Raw genomic sequence first — 25,811 nt, 5'->3', positions numbered from 1 at the left:
CGTATTTCGCAGGATGGATGCTAGTCTTATCTTTGAATCAACAGTTTATTTGCTTTTTGATATCCGCGTGGTAAAAGCTGTCCTTTTGCACCGCGCTTACCGATATATTTGCGCAAATCATCCCCTTTTAATTTTAACTGCTGTTGTCCTGCAAGCACTTGAATTATTTCATCAAGCTTCAATATTGTCATGGACAAAATTTGTTCATCACCTTCAAGTTGTATCAATTTATTTCCTTTACCTTTGTTCAGTACAGGTAATTCTGCTAAATCGACAATCAACAGGCGTCCTGCTGAACTGAGCAGTGCAACATGTGTGGCATCTTCGAGTGGCTGCAGGTTCATGACCTCTGCCCCTTCAGATAAATTCAGGAAAGCTTTCCCGGCTTTGGCACTGGTATCCAGCTGCTTGGCCTGGGTTTTAAAGCCATAGCCTTTGTTGCTTGCTGCTAGAATTTCAGTTTCATCCTCTGCCACCAGAACCTGTTTAAAACCCACTCCGCTGCCTGGAGACAGTTTTGAACTGAGCGGTTCGCCCAGACCACGCGCAGACGGCAACATATTGATGGCCAAGGCATAGCTACGCCCAGTGTCATCTAATACATAAACGCGTTGGTTGGATTTGCCCTGTGCATGACTCAAGTACTGATCACCGGCACGGAAATTCAGATTTTCTGCATCGACTTCATGACCTTTGGCACAGCGAATCCAACCTGCCTCTGATAACACCACCGTCACCGGATCGGCCGGCAACATTTCAGTTTCATTGATCGCAGCAGCTTCAGCGCGCTGCACGATTGGCGAACGGCGATCATCACCAAATTTCTTGGCATCGTCTTTCAGTTCAGCAATGATCAGGTTTTTTAAAGATTCCGGATTGGCCAGTTGTTCACGAATCACTGCTGCTTTCGCTTCCAGTTCTTCCTGCTCACGGCGCATTTCCATTTCTTCAAGCTTGGCCAAATGACGCAATTTCAATTCCAGAATCGCTTCGGCCTGAATCTCGTCAATATTAAAACGCTGCATCAAAACTGGTTTTGGCTGATCTTCTTCACGGATAATCTGAATCACTTCATCAATATTCAGATAAGCAATGATCAGACCACCGAGAATATGCAGACGTTTTTCGATCTTGTTCAGATGATATTGCAGACGGCGCGTTACCGTGGTTTTACGAATTTCGATCCATTCTAGCAAAATACGACGAATCGACTTCACCTGTGGACGGCCATCCGCGCCAATCATGTTCATGTTGACGCGGTAGCTGGATTCCAGATCGGTGGTGGCAAATAAGTGACTCATCACCGATTCGGCATCAATACGATTCGAACGCAGAACAATGACTAAACGGGTTGGATTAGCATGATCCGATTCATCCCGTACATCACTGACCAGTGGCAGTTTTTTGGCCTGCATCTGATCGGCAATCTGGGTGATGATTTTGGAACCTGACACCTGATAAGGCAGTTCGGTGATGATAATTTCGTTTTTATCGACGCTATAAACCGCACGCATGCGGTAGCTGCCACGACCTGTGGTTTGAATTTTTAACAGTTCAGCAGGCGGGGTGATAATTTCGGCTTTGGTCGGCAAATCTGGCGCAGGAATATATTCTGCGATTTTTTCATCGGTCAGGTTCGGATTACGAATCAGCGCAATCGTACCTTTGACCACTTCACGCAGGTTATGTGGTGGAATGTCAGTGGCCATACCGACTGCAATGCCAGTGGTACCATTCAGCAAAATATTCGGTACACGTGCCGGCAAGTTCACCGGTTCTTTCATCGAACCATCAAAGTTGTCCTGCCATTCACAGGTGCCCTGACCCAGCTCAGACAGTAATAGTTCACTGTACTGGGAAAGCTTGGCTTCGGTATAACGCATCGCTGCGAAAGACTTTGGATCATCGGGTGAACCCCAGTTGCCCTGTCCCTCAATAAACGGGTAACGATAACTAAAGGGCTGTGCCATCAGCACCATGGCTTCATAACAGGCCGAGTCACCATGCGGATGGTATTTACCCAATACGTCACCAACAGTACGTGCCGATTTCTTCGGTTTGCTGGTCCATTTCAGGCCCAGCTCACTCATGGCATAGACAATCCGGCGCTGTACCGGTTTCAGGCCATCGCTAATATGAGGGAGTGCCCGATCCATAATCACGTACATGGCGTAATTCAGATAAGCTTGTTCGGTAAATTCTGCTACGGAGCGGTTTTCTGTCGCATGATGCGCAAGGCTTGTCATAACAACCTATAGTCCTAAATAATTCGTTTTTGTATCAATGTTTCTTATGCTAAGTCGTGGCTGTAGATGACACAAGGGCATCAAATCGTTCAGCGCGACAATTTGTGTCTTATGGCCTAAAAATATCCACTTTATAGGCCCTAAGCAACTAAAAAATCATTCTGTTTATAAGCCCATCGATTCCAGGGTCTTGCCCTTGGTTTCTTCACCCAGGACCAGAATCACAATCGCGACAGCCACCAGAACTGCCGTAAACATGGTAAAGACATAGCTGAAACCATTGGGCATGCCCATCAGATGGGTTACGGCAAAAGGTGCCGCGATACCGCCAATCCGGCCTACTGCGCCAGCCCAGCCTGAACCAAAGGCACGGATATTGGTCGGATATTGTTCCGGGGTATAAGTATAGAGTACGCCCCAGGCACCGAGATTAAAGAAGGACATCAGACAGCCCCAAATCACGATTTCAGTAACACTACCCGACTGGCCAAAGAAATAGGCAGAAATCGCGCACATGCCAATAAAGCCGGCCAAAGTCGGCTTACGACCGAGTTTTTCGACCAGCCATGCCGCCACAAGATAACCGGGCAACTGCGCCAGAATCATAATCAGCACATATTCAAATGACTGGACAATGCTATAGCCTTCTTTGACCAGTAAACTTGGCAACCAGGTAAAGATGCCATAATAGGAAAAGATAATACCGAACCAGATCAGCCAGAGCATAAGCGTACGGCGCGCAAAGATACCCGACCATAACTGGGAAAATGAAATATTCTGCTTCTCTGCGACCGGTTTCACTTCAAAAATTTCATAGACTTGAACGCCACATTGACGCTCAATCTTTTTCACCAGTGCCGAAGCTTCCTCTATACGGCCACGGTTAATCAGGAAAGGAATAGATTCCGGCACCATTTTCCAGATCACGATGGCATACAGCGCAGGCAGGCCACCAATCATGAAAGCGGTTTGCCAGCCAAAATCTGGAATGATAAAGCGCGATACTAGCGCCGCGACCAGCCAGCCCAGCCCCCAAAAACTTTCCAGCAAGACAATAAAACGGCCACGTACATGCGCAGGAATATATTCACTGACCAGCGTTACGGCCACGGGTAGCTGACCACCCAAGCCCAAACCGACGATAAAACGGAATACCAGCAGCCAGGTCAGATCCGGTGCAAAAGCACAAGCTGCAGTGGCCAGGCTATAAATGACCAGGGTCGCAGCAAAGACTGTTTTACGGCCAAAACGGTCTGCCAGGCCACCTGAACAAATCGCCCCGATCGCCATGCCGACAAAACCGATCGACACCACCCAGCTTTTTTGATCGGCAGTCATCTGCCAGTCTTCAGCCATTTTTGCCAGGATAAAGGAAATCAATCCGGTATCCATCGCATCAAACATCCAGCCCAGTCCAATCACCACCAGCAAGGTGTAGTGAAACCTACCAATCGGTAAGCGTTGTATGCGAGAAACTAAATCCATAACAAAAATCTCTGATCAGGTGGAACGGGAGATGCTGCTTTCTCAACAGGTGGGCTGCTTTATATTTTTTATACTACGAATTGAGCTGAATGCGGCTATTTTTATTGCCGCACTTTATACATTTAAAAATTAAGATTCGTCTTTGGAAGATGCCGAGTGCTCATCATCATCTTTATAAATGAATTTTGGCATTTCCAGACCAAAATAGATGGCGATCAGACGTAAGCTAAAACCAAAAATCAGGGTAGACAAAATGGTCAGATCCTGCGACAAGCCGTAGTGGCTACAGAGCCAGTAAAAGATCACTGAAACAAAGGCAATACTGGCATACAGTTCACGGCGGAACACCAGCGGCACGTCATTACATAAAATGTCACGCAAAATCCCGCCAGACACTCCGGTCAAAACACCCGCGACGGCGCTGACCACAAAACCATGTCCCATTTCCAGGGCAATCTGGCAGCCAATAATGGTAAAGCCAATCAGGCCCAAGGCATCCAGCACCAGGAAGACATTACGTAACTGTCGCATCCATTTGGCAATCAGGATAGTGACGAAGGCTGCGCAACAGGTCAGCACCAGATATTCGGGATGTTTGACCCAGGTCAGGGGATAATGTCCGAGCAGAACATCGCGGACCGAACCACCACCCAGTGCAGTAACACAGGCAATAATCATCACGCCAAACCAGTCCATGCTGCGCCGGCCAGCGGACAGTGCTCCGGTCATGGCTTCAGCGGTAATTGCAATAATATAGATGACGGTCAGTAACATCGCCCTGCTTCCACCTGAGGCTTTGAGATGGCGGCTATTCTAAGCTAAATCTGTGTGAAAGTTATAAGAATCCGGCACAACATTGCTTAAATTTTTTCCCCGAGCCACAAATGCAGACCTGTTTCATGGTGATGGTCTGGTCTGTCGTCGGATCCAGAAAATACCAGCGACCTTCAAACTTCACAAAATGCGAAGCTTCATGATGCACCTGTGCCTGCTTGCCATCATGATAATGTGCCTTAAACTCGACTAAGGCATGATTTTTATCTAATTTTTCATTGACTTGAACAATTTCAAGCTTTAACCATTGATTGGCTTTACTCCATTCACTAATTGCCTGCAGGTCCAGCGCTTGTTGCTGACCCAGCGCAGTCGTGGTTTTGATGTAATCGATTTCATGCTTGGCAAAGGCACTATAACGGGAACGCATGAGTTGCTGTGCAGTCTCTGCGGCCCGTTGCCCTACATGCAGTGGCTGACAACAACTGTGATATTCGCCTTGTCCACATGGACATGCTTCTGACATTTCAGTTCCATAAAAATAGCCCGACAATGCGGGCTATTTTAGCAAACTTTACAGGCCAAACATTGGCTAGAATCTAGTCCTGTGCAGGAAGCTGCGGAATGATATGCACTTTATCGATCTTATGACCGTCCATCGTCACGACCTCAAAGATATGCCCATCTGCTTCAAACTTTTCACCGCTATGTGGTAAACGTGCCATATGGAACAATACATAACCAGATAAAGTCGAATATTCTTCAGTTTCATTGACCAGATCACGATCCAGCAGCAAGGAAACGTGACGAATATCGGTGGAACCGTCCAGAATCAGGCTGCCATCATCCAGACTTTCTGCTGCCACTTGCAGCTCATCTTCATCTGGAAATTCACCGGCAATTGCTTCAAGAATATCAATTGGGGTGGCAATCCCTTCAATTGAGCCATATTCATTCAGCACAATTGCCATCTGTAAGGGCGCTTGACGCAATTGATCCATCACCATCAGTACCTGAGCATTTTCATGCACGATGACTGGCTCACGTAAATGCTTTTCAAAGTCCAGCACCCCAGTTTCAATATATTCATTCAGGACTTTATGGGTCAGCACCACACCGGCAATATTGTCCAGTTCGCCGCGAGCGATGATCAGACGCGAGTGGCTCATCTGCAACAATTGTGCTTTGATGCTGTCGGCATCATTGTCCAGATCGATCCATTCCAGTTCGGGACGCGGCGTCATCACCGACTTGACCGGACGTTCAGACAGACCCAAAACTCCCTGCACCATGACACTGTGATAGATACCGTTATCATCATTAAAGACTTCATCAGCAAAGGCACGTGTCGCCAGAACATCTTCCGGCTCAGAAGAATCATTGTCCTGAGCAGGTTTACCACCCAGCATCCGCATTACGGCAGAAGCAGTACGGTAGCGCATGTCGGTGGTGGTCACCATTTTTTCCTGATTGCGTTTCATGGTCTGGTTAATAAATTCGACAATCACCGAGAAGCCAATTGCAGCATACAGGTAACCTTTCGGAATATGGAAACCGAAGCCTTCGACCACCAGCGAGAAGCCGATCATCATCAGGAAGCCCAGACACAGAATCACCACGGTCGGATGTCTGTTGACGAAATCCATCAGAGCTTTGGATGCCCAGAGCATAATCCCGATGGCAATAATCACGGCAATCATCATCACTGACAGGTCTTTGACCATACCAACCGCAGTAATCACGCTGTCTAATGAGAATACGGCGTCCAGCACCACGATCTGGACAATCACCATCCAGAATACCGCATGGACCGGATTTTCTTCTTTGATGACGGGTTTGGCTTCCAGACGCTCATGCAGTTCCATGGTGCCTTTAAACAGCAGGAACACCCCACCAAACAATAGAATCAGATCGCGGCCCGAGAAAGCATGATCAAAGATGTGGAATAGTGGATCAGTGAGGGTCACTACCCAGGCAATCGAGGCCAGTAAGATCAAACGCATCAGCAGGGCCAGCATCAAGCCGACAATCCGCGCCGTATTACGTTGTTCTGGTGGCAGTTTCTCCGCCAAAATAGCAATGAAAACCAGATTGTCGATCCCGAGTACAATCTCAAGAACAATCAACGTGAGTAAACCGATCCAGGCTGAAGGGTCTGACATCCATTCAAAGATCATACGCTTGGCTCCTGAAGCTCAGGACTGCAGCATGGAATCACCTGACGCTGTGACACAGCAAAACAGAATTTTTTATATTGAATAAGATCAATTATTTGGCGTAGATTTATAAAGTTAAACGGCCAACTACCACTACCCATCGTCGTTCTATTGTTGTGAAACCAATTTTCAGTATATCAAGATCAATTTGAAATTCACCTGTTTTCATAGCTGTTTATCGATGAATTTTGCTGAGCCCTATTGCAGTGAAAATGTCCCTGCTCACAGAATTGTCATATTTATTAATTAAGCTATAGTCACAAGAAAGAAAAATGATAAGGTGAAGAAAATAAATGCAAAGCGTAATTCAAATGACAGATTATTTTAAAGAAAACTCCCCAAAAACAACACGCCCTCTAGTGGCTCTCTATTGTGGTTCACGTGCAGGCAACAAACCGGTTTATTTAGAAAAAGCCATTCATCTCTCGCAAGGACTGGCAGAACATGGTTTCGGGCTGGTTTACGGTGGCGCCAGTATTGGCTTGATGGGACAGGTCGCGGATGCCATGATCCAGCATGGCGGTGAAGCTGTAGGGGTGATTCCTGAATTTATGCTGGATTATGAAATTGCCCATAACCAGCTCACCGAATTACATGTGGTGACCAGCATGCATCAACGCAAGGCTATGATGGCCGAGCGGGCCTGTGCCTTTGTGGCCTTGCCAGGTGGACTGGGCACGTTTGAGGAAATTCTGGAAATTGCCACTTGGGGTCAGCTAAACCAGCACCAGAAACCGATGATGCTCTATAACGTGAATGGCTTCTATGATGCCTTGATTGCGCAGCTGGACCGCGCCGTTGAAGATGGTTTTTTACCGCCACAGCATCGCGCCAAACTGATCATTTGCGAACACGAAGAAGAAATTTATACAACTTTAACCAATTTAGGCCATCCGCAAAGATTTGTGGTTTAAACCGTTCCAATTAAGAAAAAAGCGAGCACCTGGCTCGCTTTTTTCTTGGATTTTTAATATCAGGACTTATTGACCATAATTCGTCACAAAGTCATAAAACATCGGCAAAGTTGTTGCCAGAATGACCGACATGGCCAGACCGAACATCAGTTTCATGGCATCTGCACTGACATTACGTGAAGTACGATGTTTGTTGACTTCATCCAGAATCATCGACATGGCAAATTCACGACCTGCGAGTAATCCCAGGAATACCCAGGTGGTACTCATTGGAATGTTGCTCCACTCTTTAAAAACTAACAGGATAATGGCATACATGAAGTCGATAATCGTTGCAGCACGAATGTCGGTCACACCGGTTTTGGTGTCAACAATGTTCTGGATAGCCCCGCCACGTTGATACAGAATCACACCCAGCAAGACCACGAATACCGTAATCGCAAACATCAGGAATTCAAACGGCACCTGACGTGGCACATACACGAAGATGTTAGCCAGATCCTGAATCAACCATTGACTCCACAGGAAACCGGTAGAGACCCACTGCAAGCCCATCCAGACCTTGGAGTGTTCCTGATGACGTGTCTTGGCAAAATGGCGTGCCAGCTGCTTGACCACAAAACGATAGATGACAATCGCTACAATAAAGGCGACGGCATAGCCCATCATCGATTTGACCATCATCGAGCCTAAGCTTGCAGGGGAGAAAATCGTAAGCACCAGGAAGGTGGTACTGACTGGAATCCCGTATTTGGTCAGTATTAACAGGAGAATTGGCGGCACAATATACAGCCAGGTAATACCACCTTCAGGGAAAGGAATCGTTTCTAAACGACCGTATGAGGCATCACCCACCCCAGATGCATACCAACCATAGACCAATACGACAATTAAAATTGAGCTGATATAAATCCACAACACCCACCATGGGCGATGTGAATTCGAAGAAATAAATGTCCCTAGGGTTTGAGGTACATCATTTCCGACAATAGAGTAAGCGGCCAAACAGAAGCCGATCACCATCAAAATCTCGATTGTCATAAAAACAAACCTATACGCGAGGAGATTTCAGCAGTGCTGAAAAGTTGGCCCAAGATTATGACGGTTTTATTTCATTTTAATGACAAGACTGTCATATATATGGTCACCTTACAAAAAAGAGCACCGAAGTGCCCTGAATTTAAAAGCTTTTGACTACTTGAGATTTACTTGATAAATCGTGGTACTGCCACTGACTTCATGGCCGACCACCAGGAGGGGTTTCTTATTCGGGGAGTCTTTGGCGGGGATAAATACCAAACCTTCCGGTCCTAAATCACCGGCTTGTCCCATTTCAATCTGCGCTGTAGTCGCTTTAAAATCACGTGAATTAATATATTGCACAAAGACTGGTGATGCAGGTGTAGACACATCATAGACCATGATGCCACCGACACGCTCCAGCCCAATAAAGGCAAAGGTTTTTTGACCAATCTGCCCCAAGGTCACCCCTTCAGGTTCCGGCCCTTTATTGTCACTGCGATTATCCAGTCCGGCTTCTTCATGATTAAAGTTGAAAATCTCAGGATGATGTTTGGCAATATACTGCTCAAACTGATCGCCCGAATCCCATACCAGTTCTAAACCGGTCTGCTGATCATTTTCCACCCAGATACTGACCGAGCGGGTACCAAAGCTATATAAATGATCATAGACCAGATTGCCCCGTTCATTCAGTTTGGCTGTACCATCGGCATTTTTTTGATAGCCTTCGGTCCACGTAATATTTAAACGGCCCAACAGATGATCTTCACGGCAGTCTTTGGCATCCCCTACAATAGCACCGCAGTAGGCAAAGTTAGTTGGATTGAGTTCTGCACCTTTGGCCAATACCCGAAGATGGGCTGGTAAATCATCGCCCAGACGGCGGTCAAAACCTTTGGCATGGACCAAGTGTTTCACCCGCCATTCTTCTACAAAGCCCTGGCTGGTATCGTTATTGAAATATGCAGGATTATTTTCACCCCAGGCACGGGCATCGCCTTCATTGGCAGACACAATATAGGTTTTGCCCGCGACCTCGAAACTTGCAATCGCATCTGGCATATATAAGCCACGTACATTGGCCCAAGTTTGAATATTGATTTTGCCTTTACCGTCGACACCATCCGCATCGCTGACATCCATGCCATGACCCTTCATGCCATGATCTTTGAAGCCAAATGGATAAACAGCGAGTACCTTGGCAGAAGCCACATCAATTTTGGCCAAGGCATTGTTTTCCTGTAAGGCAACCCAGGCGGTTTTTCCATCTTTTGAAACAGTGATGTACTCAGGTTCAAAATCCTGCGCTGCGCTGGCCTTTGGTCCGAAAATGCGGATGCCCTGTTCACGCAATGCTGCTTCCCGTCCGTTAAAGGCTTTAAAGTCTGCTGTACGAACGATCGGGGCTTTTAAATTGGCCAGATTAATGACAGACACCGACCCTTCAGGGTCAACCTGATAATCATCAGAAGGCTCGCCTTCATTGGCCACCAGCAAAGTTTGACCATCCGGTGTGAAAGTCAGCATGTCCGGCAAGGCACCCACCTGTACGTGGGCCAACTTGCTCAGGTCTTTGGCCTGATATAAAGCAATATAGCCCGGGTCAGTTTTCACAGCAGCCTGAATCGCAATGGCGACGATGCCATTATGTACTGCGACACTGTTGACCTCAGCCTCTGGCGCAATGTCATCGACCTTGATGGAACTTATTTTTTTCGGCTGATCAGGCTGACTTAAATCCAGCACATCTAATACGCCTTCTTTGGCATTGACCACGAATAGGCGTTGACTCTCGGCATCAAAGGATGGAATTTCTGCTGCACTTTGCGCAAACACACCCGATTCATAAGCCGACAATTTGCTTAACTCGATCGAGTTCGGTGTAGCCTCGACGATTGGAACCGGTGTTTCATTTTCATTCTCACTTCCACATGCCACCATCCCCACAGCCAGCATGGCCACTATCAAAGACTTTAATTTTAATTTCATTTTTTTGTTGATCTATCATGAAGAATTCGTGACCAATTTATAACCAGAGCATTGCAGTGCCATGACAGATCGGTTGCAGTTCCTTGACACAACACCGCATAAAAGTTGAAACGCTTTATATACGACAGACTCGGCTGATTCCTTTAAACTATTCAAAATTTTCAGTTTTCCAGAATTATGAATGCCACGCCTACGCATCAAGCCTTAGATCCCGAGTTCAAACTACTGGTCTTGTTGGTCTCGATTGGCTTTTTCATGCAGGGGCTGGATACCACCATTATTAATACCGCCCTACCTGCAATTGCCCAAAATTTGCAGGAAGATCCGCTACGCATGCACAGTGTGGTTGTCGCTTATGTACTGTCTGTAGCGGCCTGCATTCCCTTAAGTGGCTGGCTAGCTGACCGTTTCGGGGTCAGAAACACCTATTTTGCTGCGATTATTATTTTCTCTTTGGCTTCTTTGGGCTGTGCCTGGTCAAGTAGCCTGAACGAATTGTTGGTGTACCGGATCTTTCAAGGGATCGGTGGTGCATTATTGCTGCCGGTCGGCCGGCTGGCCATGCTAAAGATCATTCCACGTACCCAGTTTCTGGCCGCCATGAGTCTGATGAGTCTGGCCGGCCTGATTGGACCCTTAATTGGGCCGACCTTAGGAGGCTGGATGGTGGAATATCTGTCCTGGCACTGGATTTTCCTGATCAATCTGCCGATTGGCTTGCTGGGCGCACTAATTATCTTTAAGGCTATGCCGAATGTATTTGAACCTACAGTCGCCCGTTTTGATTATTGGGGTTTTATCTTGCTGGTCGTGGCGATGGTAGGTCTCTGTCTGGGAATTGAAAATTTTGCCAGTCCACAAAACTCGCTGTGGTGGAGTCTAAGCCTGATTCTGGCCGGTTTGTTGGCCACCCTGATTTATGCCTATCATTCACATACCCATAGCAATGCCCTGTTTCGCAGCCGGCTGTTTAAAAATAAAATTTATGCGATTGGCATTTTGGGTAATTTCTTTGCCCGTCTTGGCGGCAACTCGATTCCATTTTTACTCCCCCTCATGTTGCAAGTCGCATTCGGTTTTGAACCCTTTATTACCGGTTTATTGATGATTCCGACTGTGCTCGGTTCGCTGGCCTCCAAACCAATTATCCGTAACATCATTCAGCGTTTTGGCTATCGCCGGGTATTGCTGGTCAATACTTTGCTGGTGGGGCTTTGTATTGCCAGTTTTGCCCTGACGACGGCGGAAACCCCAATCTGGCTCCGTGCGATTCATTTCTTTATTTTCGGCATATTAAATTCACTGCAATTCGTGTCGATGAATACCCTGACCTTAAAGGACTTAAGCCAGCAGGATGCCAGTAGCGGCAACAGTTTCCTGTCGATGATCATGATGCTGTCAATGAGTATCGGGGTGGCGCTGGCAGGAACACTGGTGAACATGCTGAGTGCCTATTACGGCGCTGAAAATCTGGTGGCTGCTTTTCATGTGTCATTGATCTGTTTAGGCTGTATCAATATTATTGCGGCCTATATTTTCTGGCATATTCCTAAAAATACCCCGGTTTGATGCGATCTATTCACTTTGGGCTGATTGTAAGTTTTAGGCTAAATCACATATAGGCAAGGACTGAAATGCAAAAAAATCAGGCTCCGAACAGATTCAATAAACCGCTCTTGATTGGGCTTGGCGTGCTGATCACTGTGATCACTAGCGCCATGGTTTATCTCTGCCTAATGAAAGCACCATCTGCCCATGCTGCCGATTACCCAATCCAGGGTTTTGATGTATCGCATCATCAAAAAGAGATTCAGTGGCAGCAGATTTCGCCTGAAAAATACCGTTTTGTTTATCTGAAAGCCACTGAAGGCGGCGACTTTAAAGACACCCGTTTTCAGGAAAACTGGCTCAAGGCCCGGGAACGCGGCTTTCTGGTCGGTGCCTATCATTTCTATCGCCTCTGCCGCGAGGGCAGCATTCAGGCACAGAACTTTATTGACTCTGTTCCCAATAAACCGGATGCCTTACCGCCAGTGATTGATCTGGAATATGACAGCAAATGCATCAATACCTATTCTAAAGAGCAGCTTTTAAACGAAATTCAGGTGATGCACGATGCCCTGAAAAAGCATTATGGCAAGCAGCCGATTTTCTATATTTCTAAAGCTTTTTATAATATTGTACTGGCAGGACACTTTCCTAACGTACCACTCTGGGTACGTGAATACAAAGGTCTGCCTGATTTAAAAGATCAGCCTAAATGGACGTTTTGGCAACATACCAGTCAGGGGAAAATTCCCGGTATTACCACACCGGTAGACCTGAATGTTTTTTATGGCTCAGAACAGCAATGGCTGGATTTTCTCAAAAAGAATGCAATTGTAGTACCTTCATCTGAGAATAAAGCGAAATAAAGCTGATCGCCTGAAAACAAGTTCTTTATAAAAACAACAAGGAAATAAAAAGATTGAAATGGATAAAAGGCATTTTACTCGGTCTGGTGATTCTACTCCTACTCATCGCGGGTATGCTGGCTTATCTGTTGCAAGCTTCGGGCAAGGTTAGTGACTTTAAAGCGTGGCAGCCGCAAACCGGTATATCCGTTCACGGGCTTACAGTCAATTTTTTTGGTGTGTCCACCCTGTTACTCGATGATGGCCACGATCAGATCCTGATCGATGGTTTCTTTAGCCGGCCATCTTTGCGGCAAGTAATTACTCGACCTATTCAAAGTGATAAGCTGCTCTTAGAACAACTGGTACAATGCCATGAATTGAGCCGAACCCAAGCCATTCTGGTCAGTCATTCTCATTATGATCATGTTCTGGATGTCCCGGCTTTACTAGAGATGCTTCCCGAAACTGCTGTGGTCGGTTCGCCGAGCACCCTGAATATCGCCCGGGCAAATCCCAAAGTTACTCCACAGCAATTACAGCCGATTAAGCCTGGGCAAGTACAGCAATGGGGACATTTCCAGACCACGGCAATTCCCTCACAACATACCCCGCCCACAGCGATAAATGATAATTTAGGCGAAGAGCTGCTGCGGCCTTTAACTCTTCCGGCTAAATTTTCCGAATTTAAGGAAGGTGGCAGTTTCGACTACCTGATTGAGCATGCAGGACATAAAATTCTGGTCAAGGCCAGTACCGGATTTATTCCAGAGCAATTGCAGCATCTGAAAGTCGACACCCTGTTTTTAGGCATTGCCCAGCTTTCCAGACAATCCGATGCCTATCAGCAGCAATATCTGGCTTAAACCCTGAACCTCCTCAAGCTCAAAGTGGTGATTCCGGTGCATTGGGATGATTTTTTTCAGCCGTTAAACCAGCCGCTGCAATTTTTACCCCGTCTTGCCGATGACACTCCAAAAAGTTTGCAACTTCTGATTCAGGCTGCCGAGACACAAGGGACAAAAGTCATTCTGCTCAGCGGACCGCAACCCTATTTACTCAACTCAGCCTTCGCTTCCCAATCCGATTAAAGCCCCTTAAGATAGCGAACATGCGCAAAATTATTCATCTCGATATGGATGCGTTTTATGCCTCGGTTGAGCTGCGTGAACGTCCAGAACTGAAAGACTTACCTGTGGTGATAGCCTCGCATCATCCTCGGGCGGTGGTCGCGGCTGCCTCCTATCCGGCACGGGTTTATGGCCTGCGTTCTGCCATGTCCATGGGGCAGGCGCGCAAACTGTGTCCTCAAGTTATCGTGATTGAGCCAGATTTTGCCAAATACCGGCAGGTATCGGCACAGATTCATCAGATCTTCCAACAATATACTTCCCTGATTGAACCACTGTCTCTAGATGAAGCCTTTCTGGATGTCACAGAAAATTTAAAACAAATCCCAAGTGCTACCGAAGTCGCCATGCGAATTCGCGAGGATATTTTTCAAGCCACCGGATTAACTGCTTCTGCTGGTGTAGCGCCCAACAAGTTTCTCGCTAAAATTGCTTCGGACTGGCACAAACCGAATGGCATCTGTGTGATTAAGCCGTCACAAGTACAGCGTTTTATCCAGGATTTGCCACTGAAAAAAATTCCCGGCGTCGGAAAAGTCACTCAGGAAAAACTGAAAAGCCTGAATCTAGAAACTTTAGGCGATTTACAGCAAATTGATGAAGCCTTGCTGATTCAGCATTTTGGCAAATATGGCCGGCGGCTATTTTTGTATGCTCAAGGCATTGATGAACGACCGGTTGAGGTGGAACGGGAGCGCCAGCAAATTTCCAAAGAAACCACTTTTGATGATGACCTGCATCTAAACCAATGTCGCCCCTATTGGGAACCTTTACTTGGACAAGTATGGCAAAGCCTGCAAAAGAAACAGCTTTCGGCTCGCGGCGTTACGGTCAAATTAAAACTCAAGAACTTTCAGGTGATGCAACACAGTAAAAGTTTTAAACAGGTGCTGCGTAGCCCACAGGAATTAGCCCAAGCCTTGGACTTACTGCTCGACGACCTGCATATTGCTCCGCAGATGCAATTTCGGCTGATCGGCGTCGGCGTGTATCAGCTCAGCGTCCCCGAAACTGAAACCCAGTTATTGCTACTCTAAACCTTTTTTGATCATGTTTTAGGCATCAGTTTAAAAATACGGCAACTTTGTTTTTACATTTTGATTTTTTAGAGTACTCTATCTGCGCAATGCATTATCCATGTATGTGCCGAGATGCTGAAAATCACCTTTACTTTCAGCATGATGTCCTGTGATTAGCGTGACGATCAAATCCGAATATTACAGGGCAACTCTGATGTAACTCATGGAATCCCCTCCTGCATGTCTTCTGTAAATTCTTCTATTGTTCAAGAACAACGCGCACGTAAAGCTGCGCTATCTAGTTTTGTTGGTGCTGTTGTCGATTGGTATGATTTTCTCCTTTACGGCATTGTTGCAGCCTTAATTTTTAAAGATCAGTTTTTCCCTAGTATTGGCGAGAACATGGGCACCCTGGCGGCACTAGCCACCTTTGGGGTCGGCTTCCTGTTTCGTCCTTTAGGCGGTGTGGTATTTGGTCACTTTGGTGACAAGCTCGGCCGCAAAAAAATGCTGGTACTCACGGTAATCCTGATGGGAATTTCCACGGTCGGGATTGGTCTACTGCCAAATTTCGAGGCAATTGGCTGGTGGGCTCCGGTGCTGTTGGTGTTTTGTCGAGCCTTGCAAGGCTTTGCTGTCGGTGGTGAATGGGGCGGCGCAGCTCTGATGGCAGTTGAAAATGCACCCAAGGGTAAAAAAGCCTTTTATAGCAGTGGCGTTCAGGTCGGCTATGGTGTTGGCTTGGTATTGGCCACCGGTGCAGTGTCGATTATTATTGCGACACTGGGTGAAGAAGCCTTTGCCGAGTGGGCATGGCGTATTCCCTTTCTGGCCAGCATCGTACTGTTAGCTGTGGCGATGTGGATTCGCCGTGATCAGGATGAATCTCAGGAATTTGTAGAAAAGGTGGTCAAAGCAGACCATCATCCAGAAAAGCTGCCAATCTTGCAAGCCATCAGCAAACATCCAAAAGCTTTCTTCTATATCATTGCCTTACGTCTGACTGAATTGCTGACCATGTATCTGGTCACCAACTTTGCCCTGAACTATTCCACCAGCAACCTAGGCATGGACAAACAGTTCTTCCTGAATATCACGCTGATGGTCGGGGTAATTAGCTGTTTCAGTATTCCATTTTTTGCTTGGCTGGCGGATAAATTCAATCATCAGAAAATGTGTGTCTGGGGCGGTTTGATTGGTGCGCTTTCAGCCTTTCCATTTTTTATGGCGCTCGATGCACAAAACACCTGGATGATCATTGTCGGGGCAATTTTACTGGCGAACGTCGCACACGATATGGTGGTCAGTGTCCATCAACCGATTTTCACCTCCCTGTTTGGCACAGAATACCGCTACAGCGGTGCCGGAGTTGGCTATCAGGTGGCGAGCATCATTGGGGGTGGTTTTACCCCATTTATTGCAGCGGCACTGGTGATTTGGGCGGATGGTTCATGGCATTATGTAGCCATCTATCTGGCGGTGGGTTGTCTGCTGACTGCACTGGTCGCAGCCCTGATGCCCAAAACTCAGGATGAACAACATGACAGTTGAACGTTTACACGTATCAAAACGCTTTTCGGAAATTGCTATTGCCGGTAATCTGGTGCATCTTGCCGGCCAGCTGGCCACAGATGTTGAACTGGATATTAAAGGGCAAACCCAACAGACTTTAGATATTATTGACCAGTTTCTGGCAGATGCCGGCACAGACAAAAGTCACATCATGTCGGTAACCATCTATTTGAAAGACATTGAAAAAGATTATGCAGCCTTCAATGAAGTCTGGGATGCCTGGGTCGCTGATATCGAAGCGCTGCCTCGTACCTGTGTAGAAGCAAAACTCTATGATCCACGGGTATTGGTCGAACTGACTGTCGTGGCGGTTAAACCAGAATAATGTTTCAAGATCAATACTCATAAAAAAAGCATGCTTCTGGCATGCCTTTTTGTTTTAACCGACTGCTTTGATTTTACTGCGCTCTAAATCCGAATATAAATAATATTTTTTCAGATCATTGCTAACTGTATATTTGGGCATTTTCTGCATTTGCGCTTGCTCCTGCAATAAGTCCTGGCGCAACTGATAATATTCCGGCACATCATCGTAACGGATCACCCGATAACCAGCCATGGTCAGTAATGCATCCTGGAATCCTGTCTGTTGTGGACGCTTAAGGATTAAAGGGTCATCTACCGCTACAACTGCCAGAATCTGATATTGCTGATCCAGAATTACAAAATCTGCAGTCAGGTTGCGGTACTTATGTCGAGTCCGGTTAAATTTAGTCGTCATTAAGGCATCATAGGAAACATGTGCCAGAATAATGTATTCAGGTAATACTTCTCTCAGGCGAGTGAAGGTCAATTGCTCATTCAGGTTAAAAATAGCACGTTGCTTTAACGCACTGTCTTGTGGTTTGGAATTATTTCCGAGCTTTTTCCATGCCATGAGCACGACACAGAAGAGCAGGAAACTCCCAATCATAATATAGGTGGTCATGCCTAAATCCTTGCATTCTTATAATCATTTTTGTTTTATTGTTGTGCAGTATAAACCCACGCTTTATTTTAAATAGAGCTAACAACCAATCTGTTTAAATACCCATACAACTGGTATCAAAACTCGATTCTATGTTACCTAAAGTGACATCTCTCTAGATGCCAATGAAAGTGGATTTAAAGTACTGATAATGCACTCTAAAACATCCATGGAATTGATCGCAATACATATCTGCCCAACTGTAGGACAATTCCGACAAAGTGTTATTTTTATATCACTTTTTTAAAGAACTTAGTCCAAATAATATATTCTTTTACACTTTCAACGAACAAGCTCAGGCTACGTTACTTTACCCAAGAGCTAAAAAAAGACACCGAAGTGTCTTTTTATTAACTTAATTATGCACGTGATTTGGGCTTCGCTTTAGGCTTTGGCCCACCAAACGGTTTTTTGGCATCGCCTGTTTCACGCGGCGGCAAACCAGTGTGCTGGGTCAGAATTTGACCACGTTCAGGACGTTTCTTGGTATTTGAAGGACGTGACTGAGCCTGTGCAGCCTTGCTACGATTCCCTTGCTCACCGGTACGTTTTTGCGAATCACCGGCAACCGTCGAGTTCTTCTTACGCGCCGATTGATACTGACCATCTGCACTGCCTACAGGCTGATAAGTCGGAATCAAATGCTGTTTCGAATTACCAATCAAATCCTGACGACCCATTTCTTTCAGGGCTTCACGCAGTAAAGGCCAGTTGTTTGAATCATGATAACGCAAGAAAGCTTTGTGCAAACGACGACGCTTCTCACCTTTCACAATGTCAACATTTTCAGTATAACGCGCCACTTTCGCCAGCGGGTTTTTACCCGTGTAATACATAGTAGTTGCAGTCGCCATCGGTGATGGATAGAAGGTCTGTACCTGATCGGCACGAAAACCATTCTTCTTCAACCAAATCGCCAGATTCATCATGTCGTAATCGGTGGTGCCCGGATGCGCCGCGATGAAGTAAGGAATCAAGTATTGTTCCTTACCGGCTTCTTTACTGTAACGATCAAACATTTGCTTGAAGCGGTCATAGGTACCAATACCCGGCTTCATCATTTTATTGAGTGGACCTTTCTCGGTATGTTCAGGCGCAATTTTTAAGTAACCACCGACATGATGGGTGACAAGTTCTTTGACATATTCAGGGTTTAAAACCGCAAGGTCATAACGTAGGCCTGAACCAATCAGAATTTTTTTAATGCCTGGTAAAGAACGTGCTTTACGATATAACTGCGTCAATGGCGCATGGTCGGTATGCAGGTTTTGGCAAACCCCCGGGAATACGCAAGATGGTTTACGACAGTTCTTTTCAATCTCAGGATCTTTGCAGGCCAAACGGTACATGTTGGCTGTTGGGCCACCCAAGTCCGAGATAATACCGGTAAAACCCGGTGCGGTATCACGGATTTTTTCCACTTCTCGTAGAATCGATTCTTCTGAACGATTCTGGATAATACGACCTTCATGTTCCGTAATCGAACAGAAAGTACAACCACCGAAACAGCCACGCATGATATTCACAGAGAACTTGATCATGTCGAATGCCGGGAAACGTGCATTGCCATAAGCAGGATGCGGCAGACGTGCATAAGGCAGGTCAAACACATAGTCCATTTCTTCGGTAGTCAACGGAATTGGCGGTGCATTCAACCAGACATCACGTTCACCATGCTTTTGTACCATAGCACGCGCATTTCCCGGATTGGTTTCCAGATGCAGAATACGGTTGGCATGTGCATAGAGCACTGGATCAGCAGCAACTTCTTCAAAAGCAGGCAAACGGATTACGGCCAATTCGCGCGGCGGTAACTTATGTTTAATCGCTTTAGAAGCCGGTTGCAGTTGCACAATTTGCGTATCAGGATCTAAGTCATCCCCTGCTCGCACAATCGGATTGGCTACATGTTCTTTTTGAAAACCTTGGTACTGGCTAGAATCTTTCCCTTGTTCAATCTCACAACCGTCGATATCTTCAGTCATGACATAAGGGTTAATAATTGGATCCACACGGCCAATCGCATCCACATCATTCGATGCGATTTCAACAAATTTGGCTTTAGAGGCACGGTTGTGTTTATTCACAATAAACGCTGTACCGCGAACATCAGTAATCTCGTGAATTTTCTCGCCACGCGCCAGACGATGCATAATTTCACTGATTGAGCGTTCACCATTGCCGTACATCAAAAGATCGGCTTTTGAATCCATCAACACCGAACGACGGACTTTGTCTGACCAGTAATCATAATGCGCAATACGACGTAACGATGCTTCAATACCGCCGAGCAATACCGGTACATCCGGATAAGCTTCACGGACACGCTGACAATACACGGTTGCCGCACGGTCTGGACGTTTGTTTGGCTGATTGTCTGGTGAATAGGCATCATCAGAACGGATTTTACGGTCAGCCGTATAACGGTTGATCATGGAATCCATGTTACCTGCCGTCACACCCCAGGCAATATTCGGTTTACCCAAAACGCGGAACGCATCCACGCTGGTCCAGTCTGGCTGTGCAATAATGCCGACACGGAAGCCTTGGGCTTCCAAAGTACGGCCAATAATGCCTGAACAGAAAGATGGATGATCGATATAAGCATCACCACAAACTAAAATAAAATCACAGCTGTCCCAGCCGAGTTGATCCATTTCCTCGCGTGACATCGGCAAAAATGGCGCAGGGTCAAAACAAGACGCCCAATATTTGTCGTAATCAAACAACGCTTTTGGCGCAGTCTGCATGGTATAAGCAGTAGACATGGCTAGCAATTCTCGGCTGGCAGATGATAGGAGATCTAAAAATAAGATCAAAGCCGATTATTTTACCATGAATCAACCCTAGCTTGCTTGATTATAATTTATACAAAATCAGAGACTAACTGAATCACTTTCTATTTGTCCCTTAAATCTAAAGTTTAAATATTTCAAAAAAGAAATTTATCTTATTTATTAGGTTGAAAGACTGGACAGAATCTCTAATTTGAACGGAGTTTTAAACTGAATGACAAACCCGTCAGTAATAACGCGGCAATAAACACAGTTAATCCTATCCAGCCATAGCTTTCCCACACCAATCCGCTTGAGCTCCCCAACACGCTTGAACCCAGGTAATAGCAAAATAAATACAGCGACGAACCGACTGCCCGATACTGTAGCGACTGGATCGACACCCAGCTACTGGCGGTTGAATGGGCAGCGAAGAAAGAAAAAGTAAAAATCAGCAATCCAATAAAAACAATAACCAACTGATCAATCAGCATCAGCGCCAAGCCCACAAGCATCATCAGGATCATGGCTGCCAATATTCTGAATTTGCCATAATGCCGTCCCCAGTGTGCTGCTCGAGGGGAGCTATAAATACCAGCCAAATAAGTAATCGAAATCACGCCAATCCAGACATGAGATAACTCAAATGGCGCTTGGATCAAGCGATAACTCAGATAATTAAATACCGAGACAAAGCAGCCCATCAAGATAAAACCTTGCAGGAATAAAACCCGAAGTTTCGGATCAGCGAGATTCTGCCTAAATGAGTTTTTAAAACGATTCAGCTTGATTGGATAGGCTTTAAAATGTTGTGAAGCGGGTAATAGGTAATAAAATAAGCCTGCAATACAGAGATTTAAAATACCAATCATCAAAGTAGCAGATTGCCAAGAGATAAAATCGACTAACACCCCAGCAATTAAACGTCCGCCCATACCGCCAATCGCTGTGCCAGAAATATACAAACCCATAGCAAAACCGATATCTTTTTCTGCAATTTCTTCCCCGATATAAGTCATCGCGACTGCAGCGACACCACTGACTGTCAATCCAATCATTATTCGTGTAGTCAGAAACACGGACCAGATCGGCAATATTGCACTTAATAGTAATAATACTGAGACTAAAAATAGAGACCAGACCATAATCGGCTTACGACCAAATCGGTCCGAGATCAGCCCAGTAAAAATAAGACCAACTGCCAAGGCAATGGTAGAAAAAGATAAAGGGAAACTGCTTTGAGTCGGGCTGACCTGGAAATAATCAGCCAGAATCGGCATCATGGGCTGTACGCAATACAGTGATGAAAAAATGGCAAAGCCAGCAAGAAATAAGGAAAAGAGCACTGCTTTAAAAGCAGAAGAGCCATATTCAATATGGCTTGAAGATGAATTTGAGGACATATCCGCTCCATAGACCGGTTCAGTATACGCTTCTCAATATTATTTTTATGTGATGTTTCGGTCGAAATGGCATGTAAATAACAGTGATTTGACTAAAACCCGCGCATAAAAAAACACCCCCTTCATTTGAAGGGGGTGTTTCGAATAATGAGCTGGCGATGACTTACTCTCACATGGGTAACCCCACACTACCATCAGCGCTAAGAGGTTTCACTTCTGAGTTCGGGAAGGGATCAGGTGGTTCACTCTTGCTATGGTCGCCAGCACAACTGGTATGATTACTTACTGAGGTCTTATGGTTGCCTTAGCTTTCTTCAAATCTTGCACTCTGTTCAAAGCAGTGCTTTGAACATCGTTCATTAACAGGTATATCTGAGTTGCTGTAGTTTGTTCGTTTAGCGTAACTAAATCAAGTCACTTTGTTTAATATCGAATCAATTGATCCTCACTTCTTTCGAAGTTCGTACAACAACTGTTTGGGTGTTGTATAGTCAAGCCTCACGAGCAATTAGTATTGGTCAGCTTCACATATCACTATGCTTCCACATCCAACCTATCAACGTCGTAGTCTTCAACGGCTCTTTAGGAGACATAAAGTCTCGGGGAAATCTTATCTTGAGGTAGGCTTCCCGCTTAGATGCTTTCAGCGGTTATCCCTTCCGAACATAGCTACCCGGCGATGCCACTGGCGTGACAACCGGTACACCAGAGGTTCGTCCACTCTGGTCCTCTCGTACTAGGAGCAGATCCTCTCAAATTTCCAACGCCCACGGTAGATAGGGACCGAACTGTCTCACGACGTTCTAAACCCAGCTCGCGTACCTCTTTAAATGGCGAACAGCCATACCCTTGGGACCTGCTTCAGCCCCAGGATGAGATGAGCCGACATCGAGGTGCCAAACACCGCCGTCGATATGAACTCTTGGGCGGTATCAGCCTGTTATCCCCAGAGTACCTTTTATCCGTTGAGCGATGGCCCTTCCATACAGAACCACCGGATCACTAAGACCTACTTTCGTACCTGCTCGACTTGTGGGTCTCGCAGTTAAGCGCGCTTTTGCCTTTATACTCTACGCGTGATTTCCGACCACGCTGAGCGCACCTTCGTACTCCTCCGTTACTCTTTAGGAGGAGACCGCCCCAGTCAAACTACCCACCAGACATGGTCCTCGTCCCGGATAACGGGACAGAGTTAGAACCTCAATATTACCAGGGTGGTATTTCAAGGACGGCTCCATCGCAACTAGCGTCGCGACTTCAAAGCCTCCCACCTATCCTACACAAGTAAGATCAAAGTTCAATGTCAAGCTGCAGTAAAGGTTCACGGGGTCTTTCCGTCTAGCCGCGGGTACACCGCATCTTCACGGCGAATTCGATTTCACTGAGTCTCTGCTGGAGACAGCGCCCCCATCATTATGCCATTCGTGCAGGTCGGAACTTACCCGACAAGGAATTTCGCTACCTTAGGACCGTTATAGTTACGGCCGCCGTTTACTGGGGCTTCGATCAAGAGCTTCGCTTACGCTAACCCCATCAATTAACCTTCCAGCACCGGGCAGGCATCACACCCTATACGTCCACTTTCGTGTTTGCAGAGTGCTATGTTTTTAATAAACAGTTGCAGGGGCCTGGTTTCTGAGGCTGTCGGCCGCTCAAGGAGCAAGTCCTATCACAGACAACAGCGTACCTTCTCCCGAAGTTACGGTACCATTTTGCCTAGTTCCTTCAGCAGAGTTCTCTCAAGCGCTTTGGTCTACTCGACCTGACCACCTGTGTCGGTTTCGGGTACGATTCCTGTGTAACTGAAGCTTAGAGACTTTTCCTGGAAGCATGGTATCAGCCACTTCACTGTACAAGTACAGCTTGCTATCAGTTCTCAGCATAGAGTACCCCGGATTTGCCTAAGATACATGCCTACAACCTTCCACCTGGACAACCAACGCCAGGCTGACTTAACCTTCTCCGTCCTCTCATCGCATTACACAGAAGTATTGGAATATTAACCAATTTCCCATCGACTACGCCTCTCGGCCTCGCCTTAGGGGTCGACTCACCCAGCCCCGATTAACGTTGGACTGGAACCCTTGGTCTTTCAGCGTGCGAGTTTTTCACTCGCATTGTCGTTACTCACGTCAGCATTCGCACTTCTGATACCTCCAGCAGACTTCTCAATCCACCTTCATCGGCTTACAGAACGCTCCCCTACCACGCATAATAAATTATGCATCCGCAGCTTCGGCATATAGTTTTAGCCCCGTTACATCTTCCGCGCAGGCCGACTCGACTAGTGAGCTATTACGCTTTCTTTAAAGGGTGGCTGCTTCTAAGCCAACCTCCTAGCTGTCTATGCCTTCCCACATCGTTTCCCACTTAACTATAATTTTGGGGCCTTAGCTGGCGGTCTGGATTGTTTTCCTCTTGACTACGGACGTTAGCACCCGCAGTCTGTCTCCCGGATAGTACTCATTGGTATTCGGAGTTTGCATCGGTTTGGTAAGTCGGGATGACCCCCTAGCCGAAACAGTGCTCTACCCCCAATGGTATTCGTCCGAGGCGCTACCTAAATAGCTTTCGGGGAGAACCAGCTATCACCAAGTTTGATTAGCCTTTCACCCCTATCCACAAGTCATCCCCTGGCTTTTCAACGACAGTGGGTTCGGTCCTCCAGTTAGTGTTACCCAACCTTCAACCTGCTCATGGATAGATCACCTGGTTTCGGGTCTATACCCAGCAACTAAACGCCCTATTAAGACTCGGTTTCCCTACGGCTCCCCTATTCGGTTAACCTCGCTACTGAATATAAGTCGCTGACCCATTATACAAAAGGTACGCAGTCACCGAACAAGTCGGCTCCCACTGCTTGTATGCATGCGGTTTCAGGATCTATTTCACTCCCCTCACAGGGGTTCTTTTCGCCTTTCCCTCACGGTACTGGTTCACTATCGGTCAGTCAGGAGTATTTAGCCTTGGAGGATGGTCCCCCCATATTCAGACAAGGTTTCACGTGCCTCGCCCTACTCGACATCATCATATAAGCCCTTTCGTGTACAGGACTATCACCGTCTACGGTCGCACTTCCCAGAGCGTTCCACTAGAACTTATATGACTTAATGGGCTCTTCCCCTTTCGCTCGCCGCTACTGAGGGAATCTCAATTGATTTCTTTTCCTAAGGGTACTGAGATGTTTCACTTCCCCTCGTTCGCCTTGCAACACTATGTATTCATGTTGCAATACCTACCTTATGGTAAGTGGGTTTCCCCATTCAGACATCTCCGGATCACAGGATATTTGCCGCCTCCCCGGAGCTTTTCGCAGGCTATCACGTCTTTCATCGCCTCTGACTGCCAAGGCATCCACCACATGCACTTAATTACTTGACTATACAACCCCAAACAGTCGTTTATCCTTACAAGTGGGATAAGCAACAGATTGTGATGATTTCTCATCACGCTCATACAGTTGGCGTTTGTGCACTTAAGCACCGTACAGCTTCAATTAGATTCATATACCAAAACGCTTGATTCAGTTAATTTCGCTAGAACTCATTTCATTCAACTTTCACAATTGCTTGCTAGGTTGTTTAAAACGAGTTTGAACAAATTATTTCAACTCAAATATATTCTGTTAATGATTTTTCCAGCCTTCGTCAGGTCAGGAAACTGTGATAAATCACAGAGATTATCAAGTGCGCGTATCATAACGCTTGTACTTGTTAATCTCTAGGATCTAAACACTTGATCGCTTAAGGACTAAACTAACAATCAACTGATTGTCTATTTATTAGCTTTTGTCTTTATACATTCCGTAGGAATGTATGGTGGAGACTAGGAGAGTCGAACTCCTGACCTCCTGCGTGCAAAGCAGGCGCTCTACCAACTAAGCTAAGTCCCCAGCTTATCAATAAG

16 protein-coding genes, 1 tRNA gene, 2 rRNA genes and 1 pseudogene are annotated in these 25,811 nt (G+C 46.3%); 7 read left to right on the top strand and 13 right to left on the bottom strand.

Annotated features, from left to right (window positions below; genetic code table 11):
• Positions 1 to 26 precede the first annotated feature (26 nt).
• The 5 genes from parC to ACO1B7_RS08015 form a co-directional block, all read right to left on the bottom strand.
• Positions 27 to 2,246, bottom strand: coding sequence for a DNA topoisomerase IV subunit A (gene parC, locus ACO1B7_RS08035; RefSeq protein ID WP_423090027.1), 2,220 nt, complete (start codon positions 2,244 to 2,246; stop codon positions 27 to 29).
• A 165-nt stretch (positions 2,247 to 2,411) separates the two neighbouring features.
• Complete coding sequence (gene niaP, locus ACO1B7_RS08030) at positions 2,412 to 3,731, bottom strand: niacin transporter NiaP (protein WP_004644895.1); 1,320 nt, start codon at positions 3,729 to 3,731, stop codon at positions 2,412 to 2,414.
• A gap of 129 nt (positions 3,732 to 3,860) precedes the next feature.
• Complete coding sequence (locus ACO1B7_RS08025) at positions 3,861 to 4,505, bottom strand: trimeric intracellular cation channel family protein (protein WP_004644893.1); 645 nt, start codon at positions 4,503 to 4,505, stop codon at positions 3,861 to 3,863.
• A gap of 61 nt (positions 4,506 to 4,566) precedes the next feature.
• Positions 4,567 to 5,031 carry a YchJ family protein gene (locus ACO1B7_RS08020; RefSeq protein WP_423090026.1) on the bottom strand — a complete coding sequence of 155 codons (465 nt, stop codon included), beginning with the start codon at positions 5,029 to 5,031 and terminating at the stop codon, positions 4,567 to 4,569.
• Positions 5,032 to 5,104: 73 nt separating this feature from the next.
• Positions 5,105 to 6,682 carry a TerC family protein gene (locus tag ACO1B7_RS08015; protein WP_423090025.1) on the bottom strand — a complete coding sequence of 526 codons (1,578 nt, stop codon included), beginning with the start codon at positions 6,680 to 6,682 and terminating at the stop codon, positions 5,105 to 5,107.
• Between the two features lie 332 nt (positions 6,683 to 7,014).
• On the opposite strand from ACO1B7_RS08015, the gene ACO1B7_RS08010 reads away from it, so the two are divergent.
• Positions 7,015 to 7,635 (top strand): LOG family protein, encoded by a 621-nt coding sequence (locus tag ACO1B7_RS08010; RefSeq protein ID WP_004281026.1) that lies wholly within the window; start codon positions 7,015 to 7,017, stop codon positions 7,633 to 7,635.
• 66 nt (positions 7,636 to 7,701) lie between these two features.
• On the opposite strand, the gene ACO1B7_RS08005 is transcribed toward ACO1B7_RS08010, so the two are convergent.
• Positions 7,702 to 8,676, bottom strand: a complete 975-nt coding sequence (locus ACO1B7_RS08005) for a hypothetical protein (protein ID WP_005101524.1) — start codon at positions 8,674 to 8,676, stop codon at positions 7,702 to 7,704.
• 153 nt (positions 8,677 to 8,829) lie between these two features.
• Complete coding sequence (locus tag ACO1B7_RS08000) at positions 8,830 to 10,647, bottom strand: choice-of-anchor I family protein (RefSeq protein ID WP_423090024.1); 1,818 nt, start codon at positions 10,645 to 10,647, stop codon at positions 8,830 to 8,832.
• A gap of 177 nt (positions 10,648 to 10,824) precedes the next feature.
• Here ACO1B7_RS08000 and mdtD point away from each other — a divergent pair, with 177 nt between their 5' ends.
• The 6 genes and pseudogenes from mdtD (at position 10,825) to ACO1B7_RS07970 (ending at position 17,086) form a co-directional block, all read left to right on the top strand.
• Positions 10,825 to 12,216, top strand: a complete 1,392-nt coding sequence (gene mdtD / locus ACO1B7_RS07995) for a multidrug transporter subunit MdtD (RefSeq protein ID WP_423090023.1) — start codon at positions 10,825 to 10,827, stop codon at positions 12,214 to 12,216.
• 65 nt (positions 12,217 to 12,281) lie between these two features.
• Entirely contained in the window at positions 12,282 to 13,061 is a 780-nt protein-coding gene (locus ACO1B7_RS07990) for a glycoside hydrolase family 25 protein (protein WP_100357797.1), read from the top strand.
• 53 nt (positions 13,062 to 13,114) lie between these two features.
• A pseudogene (locus ACO1B7_RS07985) lies at positions 13,115 to 14,131 on the top strand (MBL fold metallo-hydrolase).
• 20 nt (positions 14,132 to 14,151) lie between these two features.
• The gene (dinB, locus tag ACO1B7_RS07980; RefSeq protein WP_005248454.1) at positions 14,152 to 15,207 is read left to right on the top strand and encodes a DNA polymerase IV; all 1,056 of its coding nucleotides are present in this window, start codon (positions 14,152 to 14,154) and stop codon (positions 15,205 to 15,207) included.
• A gap of 222 nt (positions 15,208 to 15,429) precedes the next feature.
• Positions 15,430 to 16,740: a shikimate transporter gene (shiA, locus tag ACO1B7_RS07975; protein ID WP_148334370.1), complete on the top strand. Its 1,311-nt coding sequence runs from the start codon at positions 15,430 to 15,432 to the stop codon at positions 16,738 to 16,740.
• The gene (locus tag ACO1B7_RS07970; RefSeq protein ID WP_005101539.1) at positions 16,730 to 17,086 is read left to right on the top strand and encodes a RidA family protein; all 357 of its coding nucleotides are present in this window, start codon (positions 16,730 to 16,732) and stop codon (positions 17,084 to 17,086) included. Before shiA ends, ACO1B7_RS07970 begins: the two co-directional genes overlap by 11 nt.
• A 54-nt stretch (positions 17,087 to 17,140) precedes the next feature.
• Here the strand turns inward: ACO1B7_RS07970 and ACO1B7_RS07965 are convergent, their stop codons facing one another.
• The 6 genes from ACO1B7_RS07965 to ACO1B7_RS07940 form a co-directional block, all read right to left on the bottom strand.
• Positions 17,141 to 17,689: a DUF2726 domain-containing protein gene (locus tag ACO1B7_RS07965; RefSeq protein WP_423090022.1), complete on the bottom strand. Its 549-nt coding sequence runs from the start codon at positions 17,687 to 17,689 to the stop codon at positions 17,141 to 17,143.
• A gap of 398 nt (positions 17,690 to 18,087) precedes the next feature.
• Complete coding sequence (locus ACO1B7_RS07960; protein WP_423090021.1) at positions 18,088 to 20,496, bottom strand: YgiQ family radical SAM protein; 2,409 nt, start codon at positions 20,494 to 20,496, stop codon at positions 18,088 to 18,090.
• Between the two features lie 215 nt (positions 20,497 to 20,711).
• Positions 20,712 to 21,905, bottom strand: a complete 1,194-nt coding sequence (locus tag ACO1B7_RS07955) for an MFS transporter (protein WP_420937546.1) — start codon at positions 21,903 to 21,905, stop codon at positions 20,712 to 20,714.
• A gap of 150 nt (positions 21,906 to 22,055) precedes the next feature.
• A 5S ribosomal RNA gene (rrf, locus tag ACO1B7_RS07950) occupies positions 22,056 to 22,170 on the bottom strand.
• 222 nt (positions 22,171 to 22,392) lie between these two features.
• Positions 22,393 to 25,286, bottom strand: a 23S ribosomal RNA gene (locus ACO1B7_RS07945).
• 435 nt (positions 25,287 to 25,721) lie between these two features.
• Positions 25,722 to 25,797: transfer RNA gene (locus ACO1B7_RS07940), tRNA-Ala, on the bottom strand.
• Between the last annotated feature and the right edge of the window lie 14 nt (positions 25,798 to 25,811).

Origin of the sequence: Acinetobacter lwoffii (assembly GCF_049367455.1) — a bacterium.
GTDB classification, from domain to species: domain Bacteria; phylum Pseudomonadota; class Gammaproteobacteria; order Pseudomonadales; family Moraxellaceae; genus Acinetobacter; species Acinetobacter lwoffii_W.
Note: the sequence above shows the minus strand (reverse complement) of the source record. Positions and strands in the feature narration are given on the sequence as shown.